The following is a 20,326-nucleotide window of genomic DNA, read 5'->3' as shown; positions in this document are numbered from 1 at the left end:
ACATCGTGAAAGGGCGGTCCATGCTCGACGTACGCGGCCTGAACAAGGTCTACGAAGGTTCCGGCCGCCGGGTGGAGGCGGTGCGGGACCTCACCTTCACCGTCGACGCCGGCGAACTCGTCTGTCTCGTCGGCCCGTCGGGCTGCGGCAAGACCACGCTGTTGAAGTGCATGGGCGGACTGCTCACCCCGACCGCGGGCGAAGTCCTGCTGAACGGACGGAAGGTGAGCGGTCCGCCGCCCGGGATGGCGTTCGTGTTCCAGGAGTACGGGCGGAGCCTCTTCCCCTGGATGCGGGTCGGCGAGAACGTCGAACTCCCCCTGAAACAGAAGGCGTTGAGCAAGGCGCGCAGGCGTGAACTGGTCGCGGACGCCCTGGAGTCGGTGGGCCTGACGGATGCGGCCGGGGCGTATCCGTGGCAGCTGTCCGGCGGTATGCAGCAGCGGGTCGCGATCGCGCGGGCGCTCGCCTACGAGCCCGAAGTCCTGCTGATGGACGAGCCGTTCGCGGCGGTCGACGCGCAGACCCGGGCCGATCTGGAGGACCTGGTACGGGGGTTGTGGCGGGAGCGCGGGATCACGATCCTGTTCGTGACCCACGACATCGACGAGGCCGTCTACTTGGGCGAGCGCGTGGTCGTGCTGTCCGCGTCGCCGACCGTCGTGCAGGAGCAGCTGAAGGTCGATCTGCCCGTGGAACGCGATCAGTTGCACACCCGGGTCGCCCCGCGCTTCGCCGAACTGCGGACCCATGTCTACGAGCAGATCCAGGCGGCGAAGCGCGGGACGCTCCCGGTTCAGGACCGGCTCACGAAGTCTGATACGCCTCCACTTCGCTGAACTGCGCCGCGGGCCAACCGGAGTTGGCGGTGACGTTGAGCCGTAGGTAGCGCAGGTTCGTACCGCTGGGCAGGGCCACGGTGACCGTGTTCCCGGTCGCCGGGTCGAAGCGGTAGCCGGTGGAGCCGACGACGGTCGAGTAGGCCGAGCCGTCGGTGCTGCCCAGCACGGACAGCGTCTGCGTGCGGGCACCCCACGTGGAGGACGGCGGCAGCTTCAACACCAGCCTGCGGACTGCCTGGTTGGAGCCGAGGTCGACCGTCCAGGCCTGCGGGAAGGCGTTGTTGGCGGACTCCCAGTAGGTGTTCGCGTCGCCGTCGACCGCCTTGCCCGGTGTGTAGACGTCCTGCGAGCCGGTCGCCGTAGCGGGGCGGCCCTTGGCGAGGTTGGTGTTCTGGTCCGGGGGCGGGTTGCCCTGCCCGGGCTGCGGCCAGGTCGAGCAGTCCGACCAGGTACTGCTCCAGCCGGAGTTGCCGCCGCCGTCGGTGAGGGTGAAGGCGCCGGAGCCGGACGGGTAGGGGCAGTTGTAGATGCCGGCCGCGCCGACGCCGGTGGCCTGCACGTTGCTGAACTTGGCCGAGCCTTGCGCCTCGGCCTGGACGACGACCGTCCCGGCGTTCTGCACGGTCGCCCCGCTCACGGAGACGTTGCCGGTCGAGTACCCGTGCCCGCCGCCGGACACGAACTCGAAGGCGCTGTAAGGGCTGTTGGTGATCGTCGTGTTGGTGATGGTGACAGTGGCGTTGACCGCGCTGTCGTAGGAGTCGACGCGCAACGCGCCCATGGGGTGGCCCCAGTTGGGGTTGATCGCGCCGGTGCGGACGAGGGTGTTGCCGTCGACCGTGATCGTGCCGGCGAGCGGGGAGAAGGGGTCGAGGAACTTCTGGTTGGAGATCGCGATGCCGCTGCCGAGGGCGTTGGTGTCGGAGACCAGGTTGTTCCTGACCGCGATGTTCGTGCCGCCGTAGATCGCGATGCCGTTGGCGAGGTTCGGCTGGGAGATGGTGTTGTTCTCGAAACTGCTGTTGGTGTCCGGGGAGTTGAGCGACCACATGGCGAGGGAGTCGTCGCCCTGGTCGCGGAGGAAGTTGTTGCGGACGATGACGCCGTGGGCGTTGCCGTTGAGGTTGAGGCCGTCGGCGGTGGTGTCGAGGATGCGGTTGTTCTCGACGACGAGGTTGTCGTTGTTGCCCGTCAGCCAGAGGCCGACCTTCAGGTGCTGGATCCACATCCCGGAGACCGAACTGCCCGGTCCCAGCGCCCCGTTGACGAAGTTGTCCGGGTTGGAGTCGACGCGTTCGGTGACCTCGCCGATGACCGCGAAGTCCTTGATGTGGACGCCGCCGGAGGAGCTGGACTGGTCGATGAAGCGCGAGGTGTGCACGACCGAGTACCACTGACCGGCGCCCTGGAGCGTCACGTTCTGCACGCCGCTGAGGGAGGAGGTGAGCCGGTAGTCGCCCGGCGGGATCCACACCACTCCCCCTTGGGCCGCGGAGATGGCGTCCCGGAAGGCCTGGGTGGAGTCGCCCGCGCCACTGGGGTCGGCGCCCTTGGAGACCACGGACACCGAACCGGCGGGCTGCGCGGCGGCCCCGGCGACCTGCTCGAAGTCGGCGACGTCGACGGCGACTTGGGTGCCCGTCGCCACGAACGCGACCTTGTCGCCCTGCTGCACGTTCTGGCCGAGCAGGAGCCGGGAGTTGTCGAAGAAGTGGTGCGTCTTCGCGCCCGCGATCCAACTGGTGTCGACGTACGAGTACTTGGACGTGACGGCGAGCGTCCTGCTGATCTTGACCCCGTTGACGTACACGTCGAGGCTGCCGCTCTGGCCGTCCGGGACGTTGTACGACACGTTCACGGCGTTGGCCGCGCGCGGCACGGTGAACTCGACCCGCTGCCCGGAGGTGAGCCGTACGGCCTGCCGTCCCGAGGCCTCGGAGGCGAGGGTCCCCTGGGTGTAGTCGGGGCCGATCTTCGTTCCGGTGGTGGTGGCCGACTCGGCCTCGACGGAGGTGAAGGGGAGGGAGGCGCCCGAGGCGGCGTGGGCGGCGGCGGGGGTCAGGGCGACGAGCGTGCCGGCGGCGAGCGCGACAGCCGCGCCGATCATTGGCATGCGCCTGACAGATCTGAAAGTGGTGCTGTGCATGTGCTGATCCCTTCGAGGTGGGGGTGCGGGGATAGCGGATGCAGGTGACGGCCGAGGGCCGGCGGCTATACGGTGCGCAGCCAGGCGGCCGTGTCCCGCGGCAGGCGTCCCTGGTCGTCCAGGGGGCCGCTGGTCAGCAGGAGGTGGGTGTGGGCGGGGAGGTCGGCGGGTGCGTCGGCGAGGTTGACCACGCAGGTCACGCCCTCCGCGCGGGCGAAGGCGAGGACTCCGTCGGGGGCGGGCAGCCAGGTGAGGGGGCCGTCGCCGAAGACCGGCCGGAGGTGGATCGCCTCGCGGTAGAGGTTGAGTATGGAGTCGACGGTCCGCTGCTGACGGTCGACCGCATACGATGTCCAGCCGACCGGCTGCGGCAGCCACGGCTCACCGCGCGAACCGAAGCCCGCGTACGGCGCTTCCTCGACCCAGGGCAGCGGCACGCGGCAGCCGTCGCGGCCGGGGTCGGTGCCGCCGGACCGGAAGTACATCGGATCCTGTATGCGGTCGGCGGGCAGCTCGACCTCGGGAAGACCCAACTCCTCCCCCTGGTAGAGGTAGACGACTCCGGGCAGCGCCAGCGACAGCAGGGCGGCCGCCCGGGCGCGCCGGGTGCCGAGGGCGAGGTCGGTCGGGGTGCCGAAGGCCTTGGTGGCGAAGTCGAAGCCGGTGTCGGCGCGGCCGTACCGGGTGACCGTGCGGGTCACGTCGTGGTTGCACAGGACCCAGGTGGCGGGCGCGCCGATCGGGGCGTGCTCGGCGAGGGTCTCGTCGATCGAGGCGCGCAGTCTCTCCGGGTCCCAAGGGCAGGACAGGAAAGCGAAGTTGAAGGCGGTGTGGAGTTCGTCGGGGCGGAGGTAGCGGGCGAAGCGTTCGGTGTCGGGGAGCCAGACCTCGCCGACGAAGACGGCACCGTACTCGTCGGCGACGGCCCGCCAGGAGCGGTAGATGTCGTGGAGTTCGTCGCGGTCGACGAAGGGGTTCGGGTCGCGGCCCTCGACGAAGTCGGGCAGGTCGGGGTCCTTGGCGAGCAGGGCCGCCGAGTCGATGCGGACGCCTTCGACGCCGCGCTCGAACCAGAAGCGCAGGATGTCCTCGTGCTCCTGACGCACCGCCGGGTGGGCCCAGTTGAGGTCGGGCTGTTCGGGGGTGAACAGATGGAGGTACCAGTCGCCGTCGGGGAGGCGGGTCCACACGGGTTCGGTGGAGGCGGCGAACTGGGACGGCCAGTCGTTGGGCGGGAGTTCACCGTGTTCGCCGCGTCCCGGGCGGAAGTGGAAGAGGTCGCGCTCGGGGCCACCGGCGAGGGCGGCGCGGAACCAGGGGTGCTGGTCGGACACATGGTTGGGCACGATGTCGACGATCGTGCGGATGCCCAACTCCCGTGCCTCGGCGATGAGTTTCTCGGCCTCGGCGAGGGAGCCGAAGGCCGGGTCGATGGCGCGGTAGTCGGCGACGTCGTAGCCGCCGTCCTTCATCGGCGACAGGTACCAGGGGGTGAACCACAGGGCGTCCACGCCGAGTTGGGCGAGATACGGCAGTCGGGAGCGGACGCCCGCGAGGTCGCCGGTGCCGTCGCCGTCGCCGTCCGCGAAGCTGCGGACATAGACCTGGTAGATGACGGCGGAGCGCCACCAGTCGTCCTGGCTCTGGGCATGGGGGGGCTGTCCCACGGTGCTGGCCTTTCTGTCGGGGGCGTCGAAGGGGGCGGTGTCAGCCCTTCGTGCTGCCCGCGCTGATCCCGGCGATGATGTGCCGCTGGAAGACCAGGAACATCGCGACCATGGGGATGCTCGCGATCACCATCGCGGCGATGAGCACGGTCAGTTGGATGTTCTGGGACAGCTGGACGAGTGCCACGCTGATCGGCTGCTTGTCGGTGTCGGAGAAGACCATCAGCGGCCACAGGAAGTCCTGCCACACGGCGACGAGCGCGAAGATCGACACGACGCCGAGGACCGGGCGGGACATGGGCAGGACGATGGACCACAGGATGCGGAGTTTCCCGGCGCCGTCGATCTCGGCGGCTTCCATGACGTCGCGCGGGAGTTGGTCGAAGAACCGCTTGAGGAGGTAGAGGTTGAAGGCGTTGGCGACGGCGGGCAGCCAAATGCCGAGGGGGCTGTTGAGCAGGCTGGTGTGGATCAGCGGGAGGTCGGCGACGGTCAGGTACTTGGGTACGACCAGGGCCTGCGCCGGGACCATCAGCGTCGCCAGGATGCCGCCGAGGATCAACTTGCCGAAGGCGGGCTTGAGTTTGGACAGGGCGTAGGCGGCGGCCGTGCAGAGGACCAGCTGGAACGCCCAGGCGCCGGCGGCCTGGACGACCGTGTTCCACAGGTGCTCCGGGAGCTGCATCAGGTCCCAGGCGTCGGTGTAGCCGCTGATGTGCAGGTGGTGGGGCACGATCGTGGGCGGGGTCTGCGCGATCTCGTCCGGCGACTTCATCGCGCCGGTCACCATCCAGTAGACCGGGAAGAGGAAGGCGAGGGCGAAGAGCACGACGACGCCGGTGAACACCGTCCAGTAGACGGCCTTTCCGCGCGGCCGGGCGAGGCTCGCCGGGGAGAGCAGCGTGCGGGTGGTCACAGGTCGTCCTCTCCGGAGCGGGTCAGCCGCAGATAGAGGGCCGAGAAGACGCCGAGCAGCACGAGGAGCATCACGCTGAGCGCGCAGGCGCCGCCGAAGTCGTTGTAGAGGAAGGCGTATTTGTAGATCAGGTAGAGCACGGTGACGGTGGCGCTCTCCGGTCCGCCGCCGGTGATCACGAACGGTTCGGTGAACACCTGCATCGTGGCGATGATCTGAAGGAGCATCAGCATCAGGATGACGAACCGGGTCTGAGGGATCGTCACATACCGGACGCGTTGCAGCAGGCTCGCGCCGTCCAGCTCGGCCGCCTCGTACAGCTCGCCCGGGATGGACTGGAGTGCGGCCAGGTAGATCAGGACGGTGCCGCCCAGGTTGGCCCAAGTGGCCACGATCACCAGGGAGATGAGGGCGGTGTCGGTGCCGTTGGACCAGTTCGAGGTGGGCAGGTGCAGGAAGCGCAGCGTCTCGTTGGCGAGGCCCGCTCCCGGGTCGTAGAACCACTTCCACAGCAGGGCGGTGACCACTGGCGGGATCATCACCGGGAGGTAGACGACGACCCTGAAGAACGCCTTCCAGTGCCTCAACTCGTTGAGGACCAGGGCGAGTACGAAGGGGATCGCGAAGCCGATGAGCAGGGCCAGCAGGGTGAAGACGAGGGTGTTGCGCCAGGCGGCGGCGAACTCGGGGTCGTGCCAGACCTGGGTGAAGTTGTCGGTGCCGACCCACTCGGGCGAGGAGCCGGGCGTGTACTTCTGGAAGGCGATCACGACCGCGCGGATCGCCGGGTACCAGGAGAAGAGGGCGAAGCAGATCAGGCCGCCGATGAGGAAGGCGTAGGCGCGCGCCTGGTCGAGGAGGCGGCGCCGCCCCGGGCCCCCTGCCGGGGGCGGCGCCTCGACCTGTCGAACTGCCGTCGTCTCGACGGGACTCCGGGTGGCCGTCCGGGTCATCGGGTCAGCCCCGGGCCAGGATGCCGTCGATCTTTCCGGAGGCGTCCTTGAGGAGTTGGTCGATGTTCGCGTCCTTCTTGGTGAGGACGGCGGAGACGGCTCCGTCGAGGACGGAGTAGATCTGCTGGGCGTCCGGCGGCTCGATCTTCATCTGGAGGGACTGGTTGCCGTCGAGGAAGGCCTGGTAATTCGCCACCGGGACATTGGAGTTGGCCTTCTTGACCTGCTGGTCCTTGGCGTCGGCGGCGCCGGTGAACAGGCGCGGTTCGGGCAGTCCGACGGGCGCGTTGGCCTTCTTGGCGCGAGCGTAGTCGCCGAGGAAGCCGCTGCCCGGGGTGAGGAACATGCTGTCGAGCCACTTGAGGCCGGCGCGGATCTGGGCGGGCGTGTCGTGCTTGTTGAACATGTAGCCGTCGCCGCCGATGAGCGTGCCCTGGCCGCCGGGCATCGGGCCGAGGGCGAGGTCGTCGTAGTTGCCGCCCTTCTCCTTGACCAGGATCGGGATGTTGTCCGGCGCGGAGAGGTACATGCCGAGCTTGCCCGAACCCATCAGCTGCTGCACGTCGTTGATGACCAGGAGCTGCTTGCTGCCCATCGAGTTGTCGGTCCAGCGCATGTCGTGCAGGTTCTGCAGCACGGCGTGACCCTGGGGCGTGTCGATGGTCGCCTTCTTGCCGTCGGCGCTGACGACGTCGCCGCCCTGCGAGTACATCTCGGCGGTGAAGTGCCAACCCCCTTGGTTCTGGGCGCTGTAGTCGGCGTAGCCGACGGTGCCGTTGCCGAGCGCGGCTATCTTCTTCGCGTCGGCCCGGACCTCGGCCCAGGTCGTCGGCGCCTTGTCGGGGTCGAGGCCGGCCTGCTGGAAGAGCTTGCGGTTGTAGATCAGACCCATCGAGTAGCCGGTGCGCGGGATGCCGTAGATCTTGCCGTCGACGGTGTAGATGTCACGCAGCTGCTTCTGGATGGTGTCGTAGCTCTTCAACTCCTTGATGTACGGCGTGAGATCGGCCGCCTGGTTGATGTCGACGACGTGCTTGGCGTCGGTGAAGTACGTGTAGAACACGTCCTCCATCTGGCCGCCGGCGAGTTTGGCGTCGAAGGTCTTCGGATCCTGGCAGGGGAACGCGTCGTGGGTGACGACGTCGATGTCGGGGTTCTTCTTTTCGAAGGCCGCGACATCGGAGTCGAAGAACTTGCGGTCGACCTTGGCGCTCTTGGGCGGCTCGCAGTTGACCGTGATGCGCGTCTTGCCGCTCCCCGAGTCGTCGCCGGACCCGCAGGCGGCGGCAGTGAGCGCGAGAGAACAGACGCCGATCGCGGCGAAGGTACGGCGGAACCCGGTGCTTCTCATCGGTGGACCCCTCTGGGCAGGAGCGGTGGGCGCCGCACACTCAAGCACCGCCGACACCTGTCCGCAAGATGTCGCGCAGAATCTGTAATTATTCGACAGCGGGGCGACTGTCAGCCGCGCGGGGCTTGCGCGGTGGAACCACGCACTACCAGTTCCGGTTCGAAGAGCAGCTCTTCGGCCGGTACGGCCGTGCCGCCGACCTGTGAGTTCAACAGCTCCACGGCGGCCCGGCCCATGGCCTCGATGGGCTGGCGGACCGTGGTCAGCGGGGGCTCGGTGCAGTTCATGAAGGCGGAGTCGTCGTAACCGACGACAGAAATCTGTGACGGGACGTCAAGTCCCTTGCGGCGTGCGGCCCTTATGGCACCCAGGGCGAGGGGGTCGCTGGCGCAGATGATGCCGGTGACGCCCCGGTCGATGAGCCGGGAGGCGGCGGCGTGACCGCCCTCGATGGAGAAGATGGCCCGTGCGACGAACTCGTCGGGCAGGTCCGGCGCGATGACCCGCGCGGCGGCCAACTTCCTTGCCGACGGCATGTGGTCGGCCGGGCCGAGGACCAGCCCGATGCGCTCGTGGCCGAGGGAGGCGAGGTGCCGCCAGGCCTGCTCGACGGCGACCGCGTCGTCACAGGACACGGCGGGGAAACCGAGGTGGTCGATGGCCGCGTTGATCAGAACGACCGGGATCTTGCGCTCGGCGAGCAGCCGGTAGTGGTCGTGCGGCGCGTCCGCCTGCGCGAACAGCCCGCCGGCGAAGACGACTCCGGAGACCTGCTGTTCCAGCAGCAGCGTCACATAGTCGGCCTCGGAGACGCCGCCCTTGGTCTGGGTGCACAGCACCGGGGTCAGACCGAGTTGGGCGAGCGCGCCGCCGATCACCTCGGCGAAGGCGGGGAAGATGGGGTTCTGCAGCTCGGGCAGCACCAGACCCACGAGTCGCGCGCGCTCCCCGCGCAACTGTGTGGGCCGCTCGTAGCCGAGAACGTCCAGGGCGGAGAGCACCGCCTGCCGGGTGGGCTCGGAGACTCCGGGTTTGCCGTTGAGCACCCGGCTGACCGTGGCCTCGCTGACCCCGACCTTCTTCGCCACCTCAGCAAGTCGTCGCGTCATGTGCGCAAGAATAGCGCAAGATGCGCAAGTGGTTTGCGTTATGCGGGAGTCGGATCAAGCCGATCGCGACTCCACGGCCTCCGGTGCCGGCGGGTCAGTCGTGGGCGGCCCACAGACCGCGGACATGCCCCAGGTGCCGGGTCATGATCTCACGCACGGCCCCCTTGTCACGGTCCAACAGCGCGTCCAGCAGCTCCAGATGCTCCTGCGCGGAGGCCAGCAGCCGTCCTGCCTTGACGAGGGCGGTCAGCCCGTAGAGGCGGGACCGCCCCCGCAGATCACCGACGACCTCGACGAGGTGGGCGTTGCCCGCAAGCGCGAGCAACCCGAGATGGAAACGGGTGTCCGCCTCGACGTACGCGATGAGGTCACCGGCAACGGCCGCGCCGACGATCTCCCGGGCGGCCGGCCGCAGCGCCTCCAGCGAGACCGGGTCGGCGGTCTCGGCCAGCGCCACCACCGTGGGGATCTCGATCAGGGCGCGGATGTGGGTGTACTCGTCGAGCTGCTTCTCGGAGACGGCGGTGACCCGGAACCCCTTGTTGGGAACGGTGTCGACCAGCCCCTCCTTGGCCAGATCCAGCATGGCCTCGCGCACCGGGGTCGCCGAGACGCCGAAGCGGGCGGCGAGCGTGGGCGCGGAGTACACCTCGCCCGGCCGCAGCTCCCCCGCGATCATCGCGGCCCGCAGGGCATCGACGACCCGCTCGCGATAGCTGCTCTTCTTGCCGCCCAGCGTGGGCAGGTCCGGAGCGGTGGTGGGCGGGGCGCCGGCTCGCTGGACGGCCATCGGAAGTCTCCTAGTGGTGCAAGGTCACACACGGTGCAATGTCACGCGTGACCGGCCATTATCCCCGATCTAGAGGATGAATCCGCCCGGGAACGGATCGGCGGGATCGAGCAGGTACTGGGCGGTGCCGGTGATCCAGGCGCGGCCGGTGAAGCTGGGCAGGACGGCGGGGACTCCGGCGACCTCGGTGGTGTCGAGGAGCCGTCCGGTGAACTGCGTGCCGATGAAGGACTCGTTCACGAACTCGGTGTGCAAAGGGAGTTCACCGCGCGCGTGGAGCTGTGCCATGCGCGCGCTGGTGCCCGTGCCGCAGGGTGAGCGGTCGAACCAGCCCGGGTGGATCGCCATCGCGTGCCGGGAGTGCCGGGCGGTGGCGCCGGGCGCGTACAGGTGGACGTGATGGCAACCGCGAATGGAGTCGTCCTCGGGGTGGACGGGCTCGTCCCGGTCGTTGATCGCCTCCATGAGGGACAGTCCCGCCTTGATGATGTCGTCCTTGCGGGCCCGGTCGAAGGGCAGCTCGAACTGGTCCAGCGGCAGGATGGCGTAGAAGTTGCCGCCGTACGCCATGTCGTATGTCACCGTTCGCCCGTCGGCGAGTGTGATTTTACGGTCCAGGCCGACGGAGAACGAGGGGACGTTCTTGAGGGTGACGTTCTTCGCGGCGCCGTTCTCTACGGCAACTTCGGCGACGACGAGTCCGGCCGGGGTGTCGAGCCGGATCGTGGTGACCGGTTCGACGACCTCGACCATGCCCGTCTCGACGAGCACGGTGGCGACGCCGATCGTGCCGTGCCCGCACATCGGCAGATAGCCCGACACCTCGATGTAGACGACGCCCCAGTCGCAGTCGGGGCGGGTGGGCGGCTGGAGGATCGCGCCGCTCATCGCGGAGTGGCCGCGCGGCTCGTTCATCAGGAACTGCCGGATGTGGTCGCGGTGTTCGCGGAAGTACAGCCGCCGCTCGTTCATGGTCGCGCCGGGGATCGTGCCGATGCCGCCGGTGATCACGCGGGTGGGCATGCCCTCGGTGTGCGAGTCGACGGCGTGCAGGACGAGTTTGCTGCGCATGACGCTCCTGATGAATGCCGGTGAACCACTGTGCCGTTGGTTACGCGAGCCCCGCCGCGACCGCCTTCTCGGTGGCCGAGCGCACGACCGCCTCGTGCTCGGGCAGCAGCGGTGCGCGCGGCGGACGCACCGGACCGCCGTGCCGGCCGACGATGTCCATGGACAGCTTGATGGCCTGCACGAACTCGACCTTGGAGTCCCAGCGCAGCAAGGGGTGCAGCTGCGCGTACAGCGTCTTCGCCGTGGCCAGGTCGCCGCCGACGGCCGCGTGGTACAGCTCGACGGATGCGGCGGGCAGCGCGTTCGGGTAACCGGCCACCCAACCCTTCGCACCCGCGAGCGCGAGCTCCAGCAGGACGTCGTCGGCACCGATCAACAGATCGAGTTCCGGGGCGAGTTCGGCGAGCTGATACGCACGCCGGACATCACCGGAGAACTCCTTGACGGCGTGGATGTACCCCTCGCCGTGCAGCTTCGCGAGCAGCTCCGGCACCAGGTCGACCTTGGTGTCGATGGGGTTGTTGTACGCCACGATCGGCACGCCCGCCTTCGCGACCTCCGCGTAGTGCGCGAGGACCGAACGCTCGTCGGCACGGTACGCGTTGGGCGGCAGCAGCATCACGGAGGCGCAGCCGGCGTCGCGCGCCTGCTCGGCCCAACGGCGGGACTCGGCGGAACCGTAGGCGGCGACACCGGGCATCACACGCGCGCCGCCGATCGCGGCGACGGCCGTCTCGACGACCTTGGCCCGCTCCTCGGGCGTGAGCACCTGGTACTCGCCGAGCGAGCCGTTCGGCACGACACCGTCACAGCCGTTCTCGACCAGCCAGGCGCAGTGCTCGGCGAACTTGTCGTAGTCGACGGCCAGTTCGTCGGTCAGCGGGAGCGCGGTGGCGACGAGGACGCCGCGCCAGGGGCGGTTCGGGGTGGTGGTCATAGGAAGTCCCATCTCAAGAGCGCGTGGTATTTCACTGGTGAACAGGGCGTACGGTCAGTCCGGCGCGGGTTCGGACTCGCCGGCACGGGCCAGCACCCCGAGCGGCACGGGCCGCGCGAACGGCCGCCGGGACGGGGCGAGTTCGCACCCGGCCAACCCCGCGACGGCGGGCCCGCACACCCTCCCCTGACACCAGCCCATCCCGGCCCGCGTCAACAGCTTCACGGTCCGCGCGTCACCGGCACCGAGCCCGTCCACGGCCTCGCGGACCGCTCCCCCGGTGACCTCCTCGCAGCGGCAGACCACGGTGTCGTCGGTGACGAGATCGGTCCAATGGGCGGCCGGTGCGTACACGGTGTCGAGGGCGGCGAAGAACTCCCGCAGTTTGGTACGGGACTTGGCGGCCGACACCCACGAACTCGGGTCGGGTGCGGTGCCGTTCAGGCGCGCGGCGGCGGAACGTCCCGCGATATGCCCCTCCGCGAGGGAGAGCGCCGCACCGCCGATGCCGGTGGTCTCGCCGGCCGCCCAGACGCCGGGGACGTCGGTGCGCTGTTCGTCGTCGACGTGGACGCCGGTCCCGTCGAGTCGGCAGCCGAGGGTCTCGGCGAGGTCGATGTGCGGGAGCATGCCGTGGCCGACGGCGAGGATGTCACAGGCGATCCGGCGTTCGGTGCCGGGCCGGACGCGCCCGTCGGCGTCGAGTGCGGCGACGGTCACCGCCTCCAGCCGCTCTTCACCGTGGGCCTCCACGACGGTGTGCCGGGTGAGCAACTTGATGCGATGCCGTAGGAGTTGGGCCGCGTACTGGGCACCCTCGGCGACCTTGCCGGGCTGCGCGGCGAGTGCTCGGGTCCGTCGCACGAACGCCCTGGGGTCGGCGGACTCGACGAGCGCGGCCACCTCGACTCCGGCTGCCGCGAGGCCGGTTGCCACGGGGAGGAGGAGCGGACCGGTACCGGCGACCACGGCGGTGCGTCCGGGGACGGCGAGGGTGCCCTTGAGCATGGCCTGGGCGCCGCCTGCGGTGAGGACTCCGGGAACGGTCCAACCGGGGAACGGGAGGACCTTCTCGTAGCCACCGGTGGCGAGGAGAACGGCGTCGGCGCGCACCTCGACCGGGGACTCCTGGGCGGGGCCAAGGAGGGCGTGCACGGTGAAGGCGTCTCGGGCGGCACCGCCGGTCAGTTGCTTCAACCGCCGCTCCACGAGCCAGACATGATGGTCAGTCAAGTGCGTGACGCGGCCCACCTCCACGTGTCGTGCGAGGGCGTCCCTCAGCCGCTCCCACGTCCGCCACTGGTGATGCAGGGCCTGCGGGCGCCCGGCGTTGAGTGCGGCGGCGGCCTGTCGGTAGAACTGGCCGCCAGCCTGAGCCGCCGAATCAACCAGGGTGACGCGGACACCGTGGGCAGCGGCGGCGACGGTGGCGGCGAGTCCCGCCGGGCCCGCGCCGATCACGGCGAGGTGCGGTCGGTCGTCAGTCATCGTGGCCCGTCCCCTCCTGCGTACGGATGGCGTCTCCCGGGTGCAGGGGCACCAGGCAAGCCCGTTGGTTCGGGCGGGAGTTGACGGTGACGAGGCAGTCGTAGCAGATGCCGATCCCGCAGAAGATGCCGCGCGGATGGCCCTCGCCCCGGGTGGTGCGCCAGGACGTCACGCCCGCCGTCCACAGTGCGGCGGCGACGGTCTGGCCGGGGAGGGCCTCGATCTCGCGGCCGTCGAGGGTGACCGTGAAGGCCGGGCCCGGGTGGGCGTCGGCGAGGTCCAGTGGGGAGTTCACGCGCCCTCCTTGTCGGGGAACTCGGGGAACTCTGGGAAACGGTCGGGCCGGAAGGGCGTCATGTCGAGGTCCGGGTTCTTGCCGCCCAGCAGCTGCGCGATCAAGTGCCCTGTGCCGGTGGCGAGTCCGATGCCTGCGCCCTCGTGTCCGCAGGCGTGGACGAGGCCGGGGACTCGGGGGTCGGGGCCGATGGCGGGGAGGTGGTCCGGCATGTACGGGCGGAAGCCGAGGTAGGAGCGCATCGCGTGGACGTCGGACAGGAACGGGAACAGCCGCGTCGCCCCCGCCGCCAGCGCCCGGACGACCAGCAGCGAGAACTCCCGGTCGAAACCGACGCGTTCGCGGCTCGCGCCGATCAGCACCGGTCCGGCGGCGGTGCCCTCCACGACCGGTGAGGTCTGGAGGGCGGCCGAGTCGCTGGCCACATCGGCCACGTAGTCGGCGGCGTACACCTTGTGGCGGACCAGGCGTGGCAGCGGTTCGGTGACGAGGACGAAGCCGCGGCGCGGGAGGACAGGGAGGGTGACTCCGGCGAGGGTCGCGAGTTCACCGCCCCAGGTGCCGGCGGCGTTGACGACCGTGGGGGCGAGGATGTCGCCCCGGTCCGTGCGGACGCCGTCGACCGTGCCGTCCGCCTTGAGGAGTACGTCCGTCACCGTGCGGCCGGTGAGCAGGCGGGCGCCCGAGGCCCGGACGAGGTGGGCGGCGGCCAGGGCGGGCATCACCTGGGAGTCCTGGGGGTAGTACACGCCGCCCGGGAGGCCGGGGGCGAGGTGGGGTTCGAGGTCGTACAGGGCGTCGCCGTGGACCGGTCCGGCGACGACTCCGGCGGTGCGCTGCTCGTCGGCGAAGCGCTCCAGCGCGGTGAGACCGTCGGGCCTGGAGGCGACGACCAGCCCGCCCTTCGCCTCGTACTCGACGAACTCCCCGATCTCCTCGGCGAGTTGCGCCCACAGGCGGCCGGAGAGGAGGGCCAGGTCGAGTTCCGGGCCGGGTTCCTTGTCGGAGACGAGCAGGTTGCCCTCGCCGGCGCCGGTCGTACCGCCGGCGACCGGGCCACGGTCCACGATGACGACGTCGAGGCCCGCCCGGGCCGCGTAGAGGGCGCAGGCCGCGCCCACCATTCCGGCTCCGACGACCACGACATCGCAGGTCAGTCGCTTGCTCACGGCAGTACTATGTCACATGACTCACTGGTTGGGTATGTTCCGACGCGACTGTCACCACACCCGGAATCACCGCACACGGAAGAGGTGCCCGACGTGGCCAAGGGCCGAAAGAACGGTCTGTACCGAGGAATCTCCGACGAGTTGTCCGCCCTGATGCGCACCGGCTGGGCCGACACCGAGCGCACGGATCTGGAGCCGGCCGAGCAGGCACCGCACGCGGCGCGCCGCCGGGCCGCGCTGTCCGCGCTCTTCCCGGGTGAGCGCCTGGTCGTGCCGTCCGGGAAGCTGCTGATCCGCTCGAACGACGACCACCACCCGTTCCGCCCGTACTCCGGCTATGTGCATCTCACCGGCGACCAGGGGCGCGACGGTGCCCTGGTCCTGGAGCCCCGCGCCGACGGCGGCCACGACGCGCACTGCTACCAACTCCCCCGCGACAGCCGGGACAGCGACGAGTTCTGGACGGGCTACACCGCCGAGCTGTGGATGGGCCGCCGCCGATCGCTCGCCGAGTCGGCTCTCGTACTCGGCCTGCCGTGCCGTGACATCCGCACGATCGCCGAGGACCTGGCGAAGGCCTCCGGCACACCCACCCGTATCGTCCGCGGCGTCGACCCGGCGCTGGACGCGGCCCTCGACACCGATGAGGAACGCGACGACGAGTTCGAGTCGGCCGTCTCCGGGCTGCGGCTGATCAAGGACGAGTGGGAGATCGGCGAGATGCGCCGGGCCGTCGACTCCACGGTGCGCGGATTCACCGATGTCGTACGGGAGTTGTCGCAGGCGGTCGCCACCTCGGAGCGCTGGATCGAGGGCACCTTCTTCCGCCGGGCGCGCGTCGAGGGCAACCATGTCGGCTACGGCTCGATCTGCGCCGCCGGCGAGCACGCCACGATCATGCACTGGACCGACAACGACGGCCCGGTCCGCCCCGGTGAACTCCTCCTGCTGGACGCGGGAGTCGAAACGCACAGCCTCTACACCGCCGACGTCACCCGCACCCTCCCGATCAACGGCACGTTCACTCCGGTCCAACGCCAGGTCTACGACGCGGTGTTCGAGGCCCAGGAGGCCGGCATGGCGGCGGTGAAGCCGGGTGCGCACTACCGGGATTTCCACGAGGCGGCCCAACGGTCCCTGGCCGAGCGGCTGGTGGAGTGGGGCTTCATCGAGGGGCCGGCCGAGCGGGCCTACGAGCTGGCGCTGCAGCGCCGGTTCACGATGGCGGGCACCGGGCACATGCTCGGGCTGGACGTGCACGACTGCGCGCAGGCGCGCAACGAGGAGTACGTGGACGGCGTCCTCGAACCCGGCATGGTGCTCACCGTCGAGCCGGGCCTGTACTTCCAGCCCGACGATCTGACGGTGCCCGAGGAATGGCGGGGCATCGGCGTCCGGATCGAGGACGATCTGCTGGTGACCGCCGACGGCTACGAGAACCTGTCGGCGGGGTTGCCGCGATCCGCCGACGAAGTCGAGGCGTGGATGCGGGAGTTCGCTGGCTGAGTGCGTCGACTGGTCACCTGGACAACATGGGTGACCAGTCGTCAGGCACGCCCCAACGCCGGATTGACCAGTCGTCAGACCCGGCTCGCGGTGGCCGTGTCGGCGGACAGGCGCTGGGCGACGTAGATCGGGAGCACGGACAGCAGGACGAGGACCGCGGCCACCACGTTGACGACCGGGGCCTGTTGGGGGCGGGTCATGTTGTTGAAGATCCAGATGGGGAGGGTCTCGATGCCGGGGCCGGCGGTGAACGTGGTGACCACGATCTCGTCGAAGGACAGCGCGAAGGCGAGCAGTCCGCCCGCGAGGAGCGCCGAGCGCACCAGCGGGAAGGTCACGTCGACGAAGGCGCGGAAGGTGTCGGCGCCCAGGTCCATCGCGGCTTCCTCGTACGACCCGGAGGTGCGCCTCAGGCGGGCGACGACGTTGTTGAAGACGACGACGATACAGAAGGTGGCGTGTCCGACGATCACCGTGAACAGGCCGAGGCCCACCCCGAGCGGCTCAAGTACCGTACTGAACGCCGAGTTGAGGGCGATTCCCGTGACGATGCCGGGCAGCGCGATCGGCAGGACGACCACGAAGGAGATGACGTCGCGGCCGAAGAAGCGGTACCGGGCGACCGCGAAGGCGATCAGCGTGCCGAGCACCAGGGCGATCGCGGTGGCGCCGAGACCGGCCTTCACGGAGACCCAAAGGGCCGCGCGGGCACCGGAGTTCTGCCAGGCGACCGACCACCAGTGGAAGGTCAGGGTGGACGGCGGCCAACTCGCGCTGCGGTCCGGGTTGAGGGAGTTGACGAGGACGAGCAGGAGCGGGACGTAGATCACCGCGAAGCCGAACCCGGCGGCCACGCGCAGGGCGATACGCGCGGAACGGGAGAGTTGCACGACGGGCTCCTCTACAGGCTGCTCAACGCGCCCGTGCGGCGCATCGCGAGCAGGTACACCACGATGACGACGACCGGGACGGTGCCGAGGGCGGCGGCCATGGGCAGGTTGAGTTCGATGTTGGAGTAGACGAGGTTGCCGATGAGCTGGGTCTTGCCGCCGACGATCTGCACGGTGATGTAGTCGCCGAGGCTGAGCGAGAAGGTGAAGATGGAGCCGGCGGCGACGGAGGGCAGCACCATCGGCAGCACGACCGACCGGAAGGTCCGCCCGGCCCGCGCGCCCAAGTCGGCCGACGCGTCAAGGAGGTTGGCGGGCAGCTGCTCCAGCGCGGTGTGGATCGGCAGGACCATGTACGGCAGCCAGAGGTACGTCAGGGTGAGGACGGTCGCGGGCAGTCCGAATCCGGGTCCGCTCAGCCCGAACGGCTTCAACATCCAGTCGGCCAGGCCGCCTTGGGAGAGGATGAGCCGCCACGCGTACACCTTGACGAGGTAACTGGCCCACAACGGGGTGAGGATGGCGACCACCAGCAGCGGGCGCCACTTCGGCTTGGCGACCCGGGCGGTGTAGAAGGCGAGCGGGAACGCGATCACCGCGCACAGGACCGTGACGGCGAGTGCGACGCCGATGCTGCGCAGGATGACCTGCCGGTACACGGGCACCGTGAACAGCTCGTGGAAGTTGTCGGTCGACCAGACCTTCACCACCTCGGAGGTGAAGGAGTCCGTCGTCCAGAACGCGGAGACGAACAGCACGCTCAGGGAGCCGAGATAGAGCACGGCGAGCCACAGCAGCGGTGCGGTGAGCAGCAGGGAGAGCCGCAGCCGGGGGCGCCGGTACAGCGCCCCCGCGGTCCGGTTCAGCAGGGACATGTCTCAGCCCTTGATCTCGGTCCAGGCCTGCACCCACTTCGCGTACGGCACGCACTTCACGTCGGTGCGGCCGTCGAGGCACTGCGCGATGGGCGTGTTCCAGAAGGCGATGTTCTTCCAGTACGCGGTGTCGGCGGCGTGGTAGGTGGTGCAGAAGTTCTTGTCGCTGGTCTCGGCGCACGCCTTGGAGTTGGCGGGTGCCTCGCCGAAGTACTCGGCGACCTGGGCGTTGACCTTCGGGGAGACGATCCAATTGAGCCACTGGTAGGCGCAGTTGGGGTGCTTGGCCTTGGCGGAGATCATCCAGGTGTCGGACCAGCCGGTCGACCCTTCCTTGGGCACGAAGGCCTTGATCTTGGTACCCTCGTCGGCGGTGAGGTTGGCGATGACCTGCCAGGTGGTGCCGACGACGGAGTCACCGCTCTTGAAGGCGGAGATCTCCTTGAGGTAGTCGCTCCAGTACTCGCCGATGTCCGCGTTCTGCTTCTTCAGCAGGGCGACGGCGGCATCGAACTGCTTCTGGTCGAGCGCGTAGGGGTCCTTGATCTTCAACTCGGGCTTGGTGGCCTTGAGATAGAGGGCCGCGTCGGCGATGTAGATCGGTGAGTCGTACGCCGTCACATGGCCCTTGTACTTCGAGGCGTCGTCGAAGACCGCGGCCCAGGAGGTCGGGGCGGGGGTGACCTTCTGGGTGTTGTACATCAGCAGGTTGGCTCCGCGGCCGTGCGGGATGCCGTAGGCCTTGCCCTTGACCGAGTTCCAGGCCTGGAGCTTCAAGTCGGGGAAAATGTCCTTGTAGTTGGGGACCAGGCTGGTGTTGACGGGGGCCGCGTCGCCGGAGGCTATGAGGCGCAGGGAGGCGTCGCCGGAGGCGGAGACGGCGTCGTACTCGCCGGTCTTCATCAGCTTGACCATCTCGTCGGAGCTGGCGGCGACCTTGGAGTTGACCTTGCAGCCCGTCTGCTTCTCGAAGTCGCTGACCCAGTTCACCTTGGGGTCGTTGGAGCCGTCCTCGACATAGCCGGCCCAGGCGATCAGGTTGACCTCGCCCTCGCTCTTGCCGAGCTTCGACTGGGCTTTGAGATCAGGGGGGTTGAGGCCGCCGCCCGACGAACCGCTGTCGGAGGAGCCGCAGGCGGTGGCGGCGAGCAGGACGGCGGCACAGGCCGTGACCTGGAGGGTTCGGGTGAGACGCACGGCGTTCTCCATGGGTGGAGGAGATGGGCGAGGGAGCGAGCGGGTCAGGGTCAGTGCGGGTCGGGAACGTGCACCGTGTGGCGTCGGTGCCATTGCAGTCGCACCCGGCTGCCCCGGTAGGCGGCGACGTCCTCGGCGGAGGTCTCCAGGTTCTGCTGGAGTGCGGTGAGCCGGCCGCCGGCGTCGAGGTCGACGAGGAAACGGGTGGAGTCCCCCAGGTACACGACCTCGGCGACGGTGCCGGCGGCGCTCTCGTGGTCCGGGTCGTCGCTCCCGGCGGAGTCCTTGAGGACGCGGATCTTCTCGGGCCGGATGCTGTAGGTGCCCGGGGTGCCGACGACGCGTTGGGCGGACTCGCCCTCCAGCAGGTTGGAGGTGCCGACGAAGGACGCGACGAAGGGGGTCGCGGGACGTTCGTAGACCTCGGCGGGGGTGCCGACCTGCTGGATGCGGCCCTCGTTGAAGACGGCGATGCGGTCGCTCATCGTCAGGGCCTCCTCCTGGTCGTGGGTGACGAAGACGAAGGTGATGCCCACCTCCCGCTGGAGCGCCTTGAGTTCGACCTGCATCTGCTCGCGCAGCTTGAGGTCGAGGGCGCCGAGGGGTTCGTCGAGCAGCAGCACGCTGGGGCGGCCGACGAGGGCGCGGGCGAGGGCGACGCGTTGTCGCTGGCCGCCGGAGAGTTGGGCGGGGCGGCGGGTGCCGTAGCCCTCAAGTCGTACTTCTGCCAAGGCCTTTCGGGCGCGGACGAGGCGTTCGGACTTGGGGACTTTCCGGACCTTGAGGCCGTAGGCGACGTTCTGTTCGACCGTCATGTGCGGGAAGAGGGCGTAGTCCTGGAAGACGGTGTGGACGTCCCGTTCGAAGGGGGCGAGGCCGGTGACGTCCTGGCCGGCGAGTTCGATGGTGCCCCCGGTGGGGCTCTCGAAGCCGGCGATCATGCGGAGCACGGTCGTCTTGCCCGAGCCGGACGGGCCGAGCATCGAGAAGAACTCGCCGTCCCTGATCTCCAGGTCGACCCCGGCCACGGCGGCCGTCTCACCGAACGATTTCCGCAGATCCCGCAGCCGGATCGCAATCCCCTCCATGGGCGGGAACCTTTCTGGTGCTCTGTAACGTTGCAC

Annotated in this window: 18 protein-coding genes; 2 read left to right on the top strand and 16 right to left on the bottom strand. The window is 69.3% G+C overall.

Going from position 1 to position 20,326, the window contains the following annotated elements; all coding sequences use genetic code 11:
- The first annotated feature begins 20 nt into the window (after positions 1-20).
- On the top strand, positions 21-839 hold the full coding sequence (locus tag ACIBK4_RS29145; protein WP_398999167.1) for an ABC transporter ATP-binding protein: 819 nt from the start codon (positions 21-23) through the stop codon (positions 837-839).
- On the opposite strand, the gene ACIBK4_RS29140 is transcribed toward ACIBK4_RS29145, so the two are convergent.
- The 12 genes from ACIBK4_RS29140 to ACIBK4_RS29085 all read right to left on the bottom strand — a co-directional run bounded on the left by ACIBK4_RS29140 (position 808) and on the right by ACIBK4_RS29085 (position 14,734).
- On the bottom strand, positions 808-2,988 hold the full coding sequence (locus ACIBK4_RS29140) for a discoidin domain-containing protein (protein WP_398999165.1): 2,181 nt from the start codon (positions 2,986-2,988) through the stop codon (positions 808-810). The two genes, ACIBK4_RS29145 and ACIBK4_RS29140, sit on opposite strands and share 32 nt — an antisense overlap.
- A gap of 65 nt (positions 2,989-3,053) precedes the next feature.
- Complete coding sequence (locus ACIBK4_RS29135; protein ID WP_398999162.1) at positions 3,054-4,655, bottom strand: glycoside hydrolase family 13 protein; 1,602 nt, start codon at positions 4,653-4,655, stop codon at positions 3,054-3,056.
- A gap of 40 nt (positions 4,656-4,695) precedes the next feature.
- Positions 4,696-5,571: a carbohydrate ABC transporter permease gene (locus tag ACIBK4_RS29130; protein ID WP_398999160.1), complete on the bottom strand. Its 876-nt coding sequence runs from the start codon at positions 5,569-5,571 to the stop codon at positions 4,696-4,698.
- Positions 5,568-6,524, bottom strand: coding sequence for a carbohydrate ABC transporter permease (locus tag ACIBK4_RS29125; protein ID WP_398999158.1), 957 nt, complete (start codon positions 6,522-6,524; stop codon positions 5,568-5,570). Before ACIBK4_RS29125 ends, ACIBK4_RS29130 begins: the two co-directional genes overlap by 4 nt.
- Before the next feature lie 4 nt (positions 6,525-6,528).
- A complete protein-coding gene (locus ACIBK4_RS29120; RefSeq protein ID WP_398999155.1) occupies positions 6,529-7,875 on the bottom strand; it encodes an ABC transporter substrate-binding protein in 1,347 nt (448 codons plus the stop codon).
- Between the two features lie 110 nt (positions 7,876-7,985).
- Positions 7,986-8,984 carry a LacI family DNA-binding transcriptional regulator gene (locus ACIBK4_RS29115; protein WP_398999153.1) on the bottom strand — a complete coding sequence of 333 codons (999 nt, stop codon included), beginning with the start codon at positions 8,982-8,984 and terminating at the stop codon, positions 7,986-7,988.
- A gap of 94 nt (positions 8,985-9,078) precedes the next feature.
- On the bottom strand, positions 9,079-9,774 hold the full coding sequence (locus tag ACIBK4_RS29110) for a GntR family transcriptional regulator (protein ID WP_366429965.1): 696 nt from the start codon (positions 9,772-9,774) through the stop codon (positions 9,079-9,081).
- A 69-nt stretch (positions 9,775-9,843) separates the two neighbouring features.
- Positions 9,844-10,845 (bottom strand): proline racemase family protein, encoded by a 1,002-nt coding sequence (locus ACIBK4_RS29105; protein WP_366429964.1) that lies wholly within the window; start codon positions 10,843-10,845, stop codon positions 9,844-9,846.
- A 40-nt stretch (positions 10,846-10,885) separates the two neighbouring features.
- Complete coding sequence (locus tag ACIBK4_RS29100) at positions 10,886-11,782, bottom strand: dihydrodipicolinate synthase family protein (RefSeq protein WP_398999150.1); 897 nt, start codon at positions 11,780-11,782, stop codon at positions 10,886-10,888.
- Between the two features lie 54 nt (positions 11,783-11,836).
- Complete coding sequence (locus ACIBK4_RS29095) at positions 11,837-13,270, bottom strand: FAD-dependent oxidoreductase (RefSeq protein ID WP_398999147.1); 1,434 nt, start codon at positions 13,268-13,270, stop codon at positions 11,837-11,839.
- Positions 13,263-13,565, bottom strand: a complete 303-nt coding sequence (locus ACIBK4_RS29090; RefSeq protein ID WP_398999145.1) for a (2Fe-2S)-binding protein — start codon at positions 13,563-13,565, stop codon at positions 13,263-13,265. Before ACIBK4_RS29090 ends, ACIBK4_RS29095 begins: the two co-directional genes overlap by 8 nt.
- A complete protein-coding gene (locus ACIBK4_RS29085) occupies positions 13,562-14,734 on the bottom strand; it encodes an NAD(P)/FAD-dependent oxidoreductase (RefSeq protein ID WP_398999143.1) in 1,173 nt (390 codons plus the stop codon). Before ACIBK4_RS29085 ends, ACIBK4_RS29090 begins: the two co-directional genes overlap by 4 nt.
- A gap of 93 nt (positions 14,735-14,827) precedes the next feature.
- Between ACIBK4_RS29085 and ACIBK4_RS29080 the strand changes: the two genes are divergently transcribed.
- Complete coding sequence (locus tag ACIBK4_RS29080; RefSeq protein WP_398999140.1) at positions 14,828-16,240, top strand: aminopeptidase P family protein; 1,413 nt, start codon at positions 14,828-14,830, stop codon at positions 16,238-16,240.
- 74 nt (positions 16,241-16,314) lie between these two features.
- Here ACIBK4_RS29080 and ACIBK4_RS29075 read toward each other — a convergent pair whose 3' ends face one another.
- Genes ACIBK4_RS29075 through ACIBK4_RS29060 form a run of 4 tightly spaced genes read right to left on the bottom strand, consistent with a single transcriptional unit; the run spans position 16,315 to position 20,290 of the window.
- Positions 16,315-17,130, bottom strand: a complete 816-nt coding sequence (locus ACIBK4_RS29075) for an ABC transporter permease (protein ID WP_398999138.1) — start codon at positions 17,128-17,130, stop codon at positions 16,315-16,317.
- Positions 17,131-17,141: 11 nt separating this feature from the next.
- Positions 17,142-18,005 (bottom strand): ABC transporter permease, encoded by an 864-nt coding sequence (locus tag ACIBK4_RS29070; protein ID WP_398999136.1) that lies wholly within the window; start codon positions 18,003-18,005, stop codon positions 17,142-17,144.
- 3 nt (positions 18,006-18,008) lie between these two features.
- Positions 18,009-19,202 carry an ABC transporter substrate-binding protein gene (locus ACIBK4_RS29065; protein ID WP_398999134.1) on the bottom strand — a complete coding sequence of 398 codons (1,194 nt, stop codon included), beginning with the start codon at positions 19,200-19,202 and terminating at the stop codon, positions 18,009-18,011.
- 50 nt (positions 19,203-19,252) lie between these two features.
- Positions 19,253-20,290: an ABC transporter ATP-binding protein gene (locus ACIBK4_RS29060; protein WP_398999132.1), complete on the bottom strand. Its 1,038-nt coding sequence runs from the start codon at positions 20,288-20,290 to the stop codon at positions 19,253-19,255.
- Positions 20,291-20,326: the final 36 nt, after the last annotated feature.

It is taken from the genome of Streptomyces sp. NPDC050528 (assembly GCF_044457795.1).
Lineage (GTDB): Bacteria > Actinomycetota > Actinomycetes > Streptomycetales > Streptomycetaceae > Streptomyces.
Note: the sequence above shows the minus strand (reverse complement) of the source record. Positions and strands in the feature narration are given on the sequence as shown.

Bases quoted from the DNA above. Each gene is read 5' to 3' on its own strand.
- ACIBK4_RS29060 (WP_398999132.1), bottom strand. From the start codon at position 20,290: ATGGAGGGGATTGCGATCCGGCTGCGGGATCTGCGGAAATCGTTCGGT.
- ACIBK4_RS29145 (WP_398999167.1), top strand. From the start codon at position 21: ATGCTCGACGTACGCGGCCTGAACAAGGTCTACGAAGGTTCCGGCCGC.
- ACIBK4_RS29095 (WP_398999147.1), bottom strand. From the start codon at position 13,270: ATGACTGACGACCGACCGCACCTCGCCGTGATCGGCGCGGGCCCGGCG.
- ACIBK4_RS29100 (WP_398999150.1), bottom strand. From the start codon at position 11,782: ATGACCACCACCCCGAACCGCCCCTGGCGCGGCGTCCTCGTCGCCACC.
- ACIBK4_RS29125 (WP_398999158.1), bottom strand. From the start codon at position 6,524: ATGACCCGGACGGCCACCCGGAGTCCCGTCGAGACGACGGCAGTTCGA.
- ACIBK4_RS29115 (WP_398999153.1), bottom strand. From the start codon at position 8,984: ATGACGCGACGACTTGCTGAGGTGGCGAAGAAGGTCGGGGTCAGCGAG.
- ACIBK4_RS29070 (WP_398999136.1), bottom strand. From the start codon at position 18,005: ATGTCCCTGCTGAACCGGACCGCGGGGGCGCTGTACCGGCGCCCCCGG.
- ACIBK4_RS29120 (WP_398999155.1), bottom strand. From the start codon at position 7,875: ATGAGAAGCACCGGGTTCCGCCGTACCTTCGCCGCGATCGGCGTCTGT.
- ACIBK4_RS29105 (WP_366429964.1), bottom strand. From the start codon at position 10,845: ATGCGCAGCAAACTCGTCCTGCACGCCGTCGACTCGCACACCGAGGGC.
- ACIBK4_RS29140 (WP_398999165.1), bottom strand. From the start codon at position 2,988: ATGCACAGCACCACTTTCAGATCTGTCAGGCGCATGCCAATGATCGGC.
- ACIBK4_RS29110 (WP_366429965.1), bottom strand. From the start codon at position 9,774: ATGGCCGTCCAGCGAGCCGGCGCCCCGCCCACCACCGCTCCGGACCTG.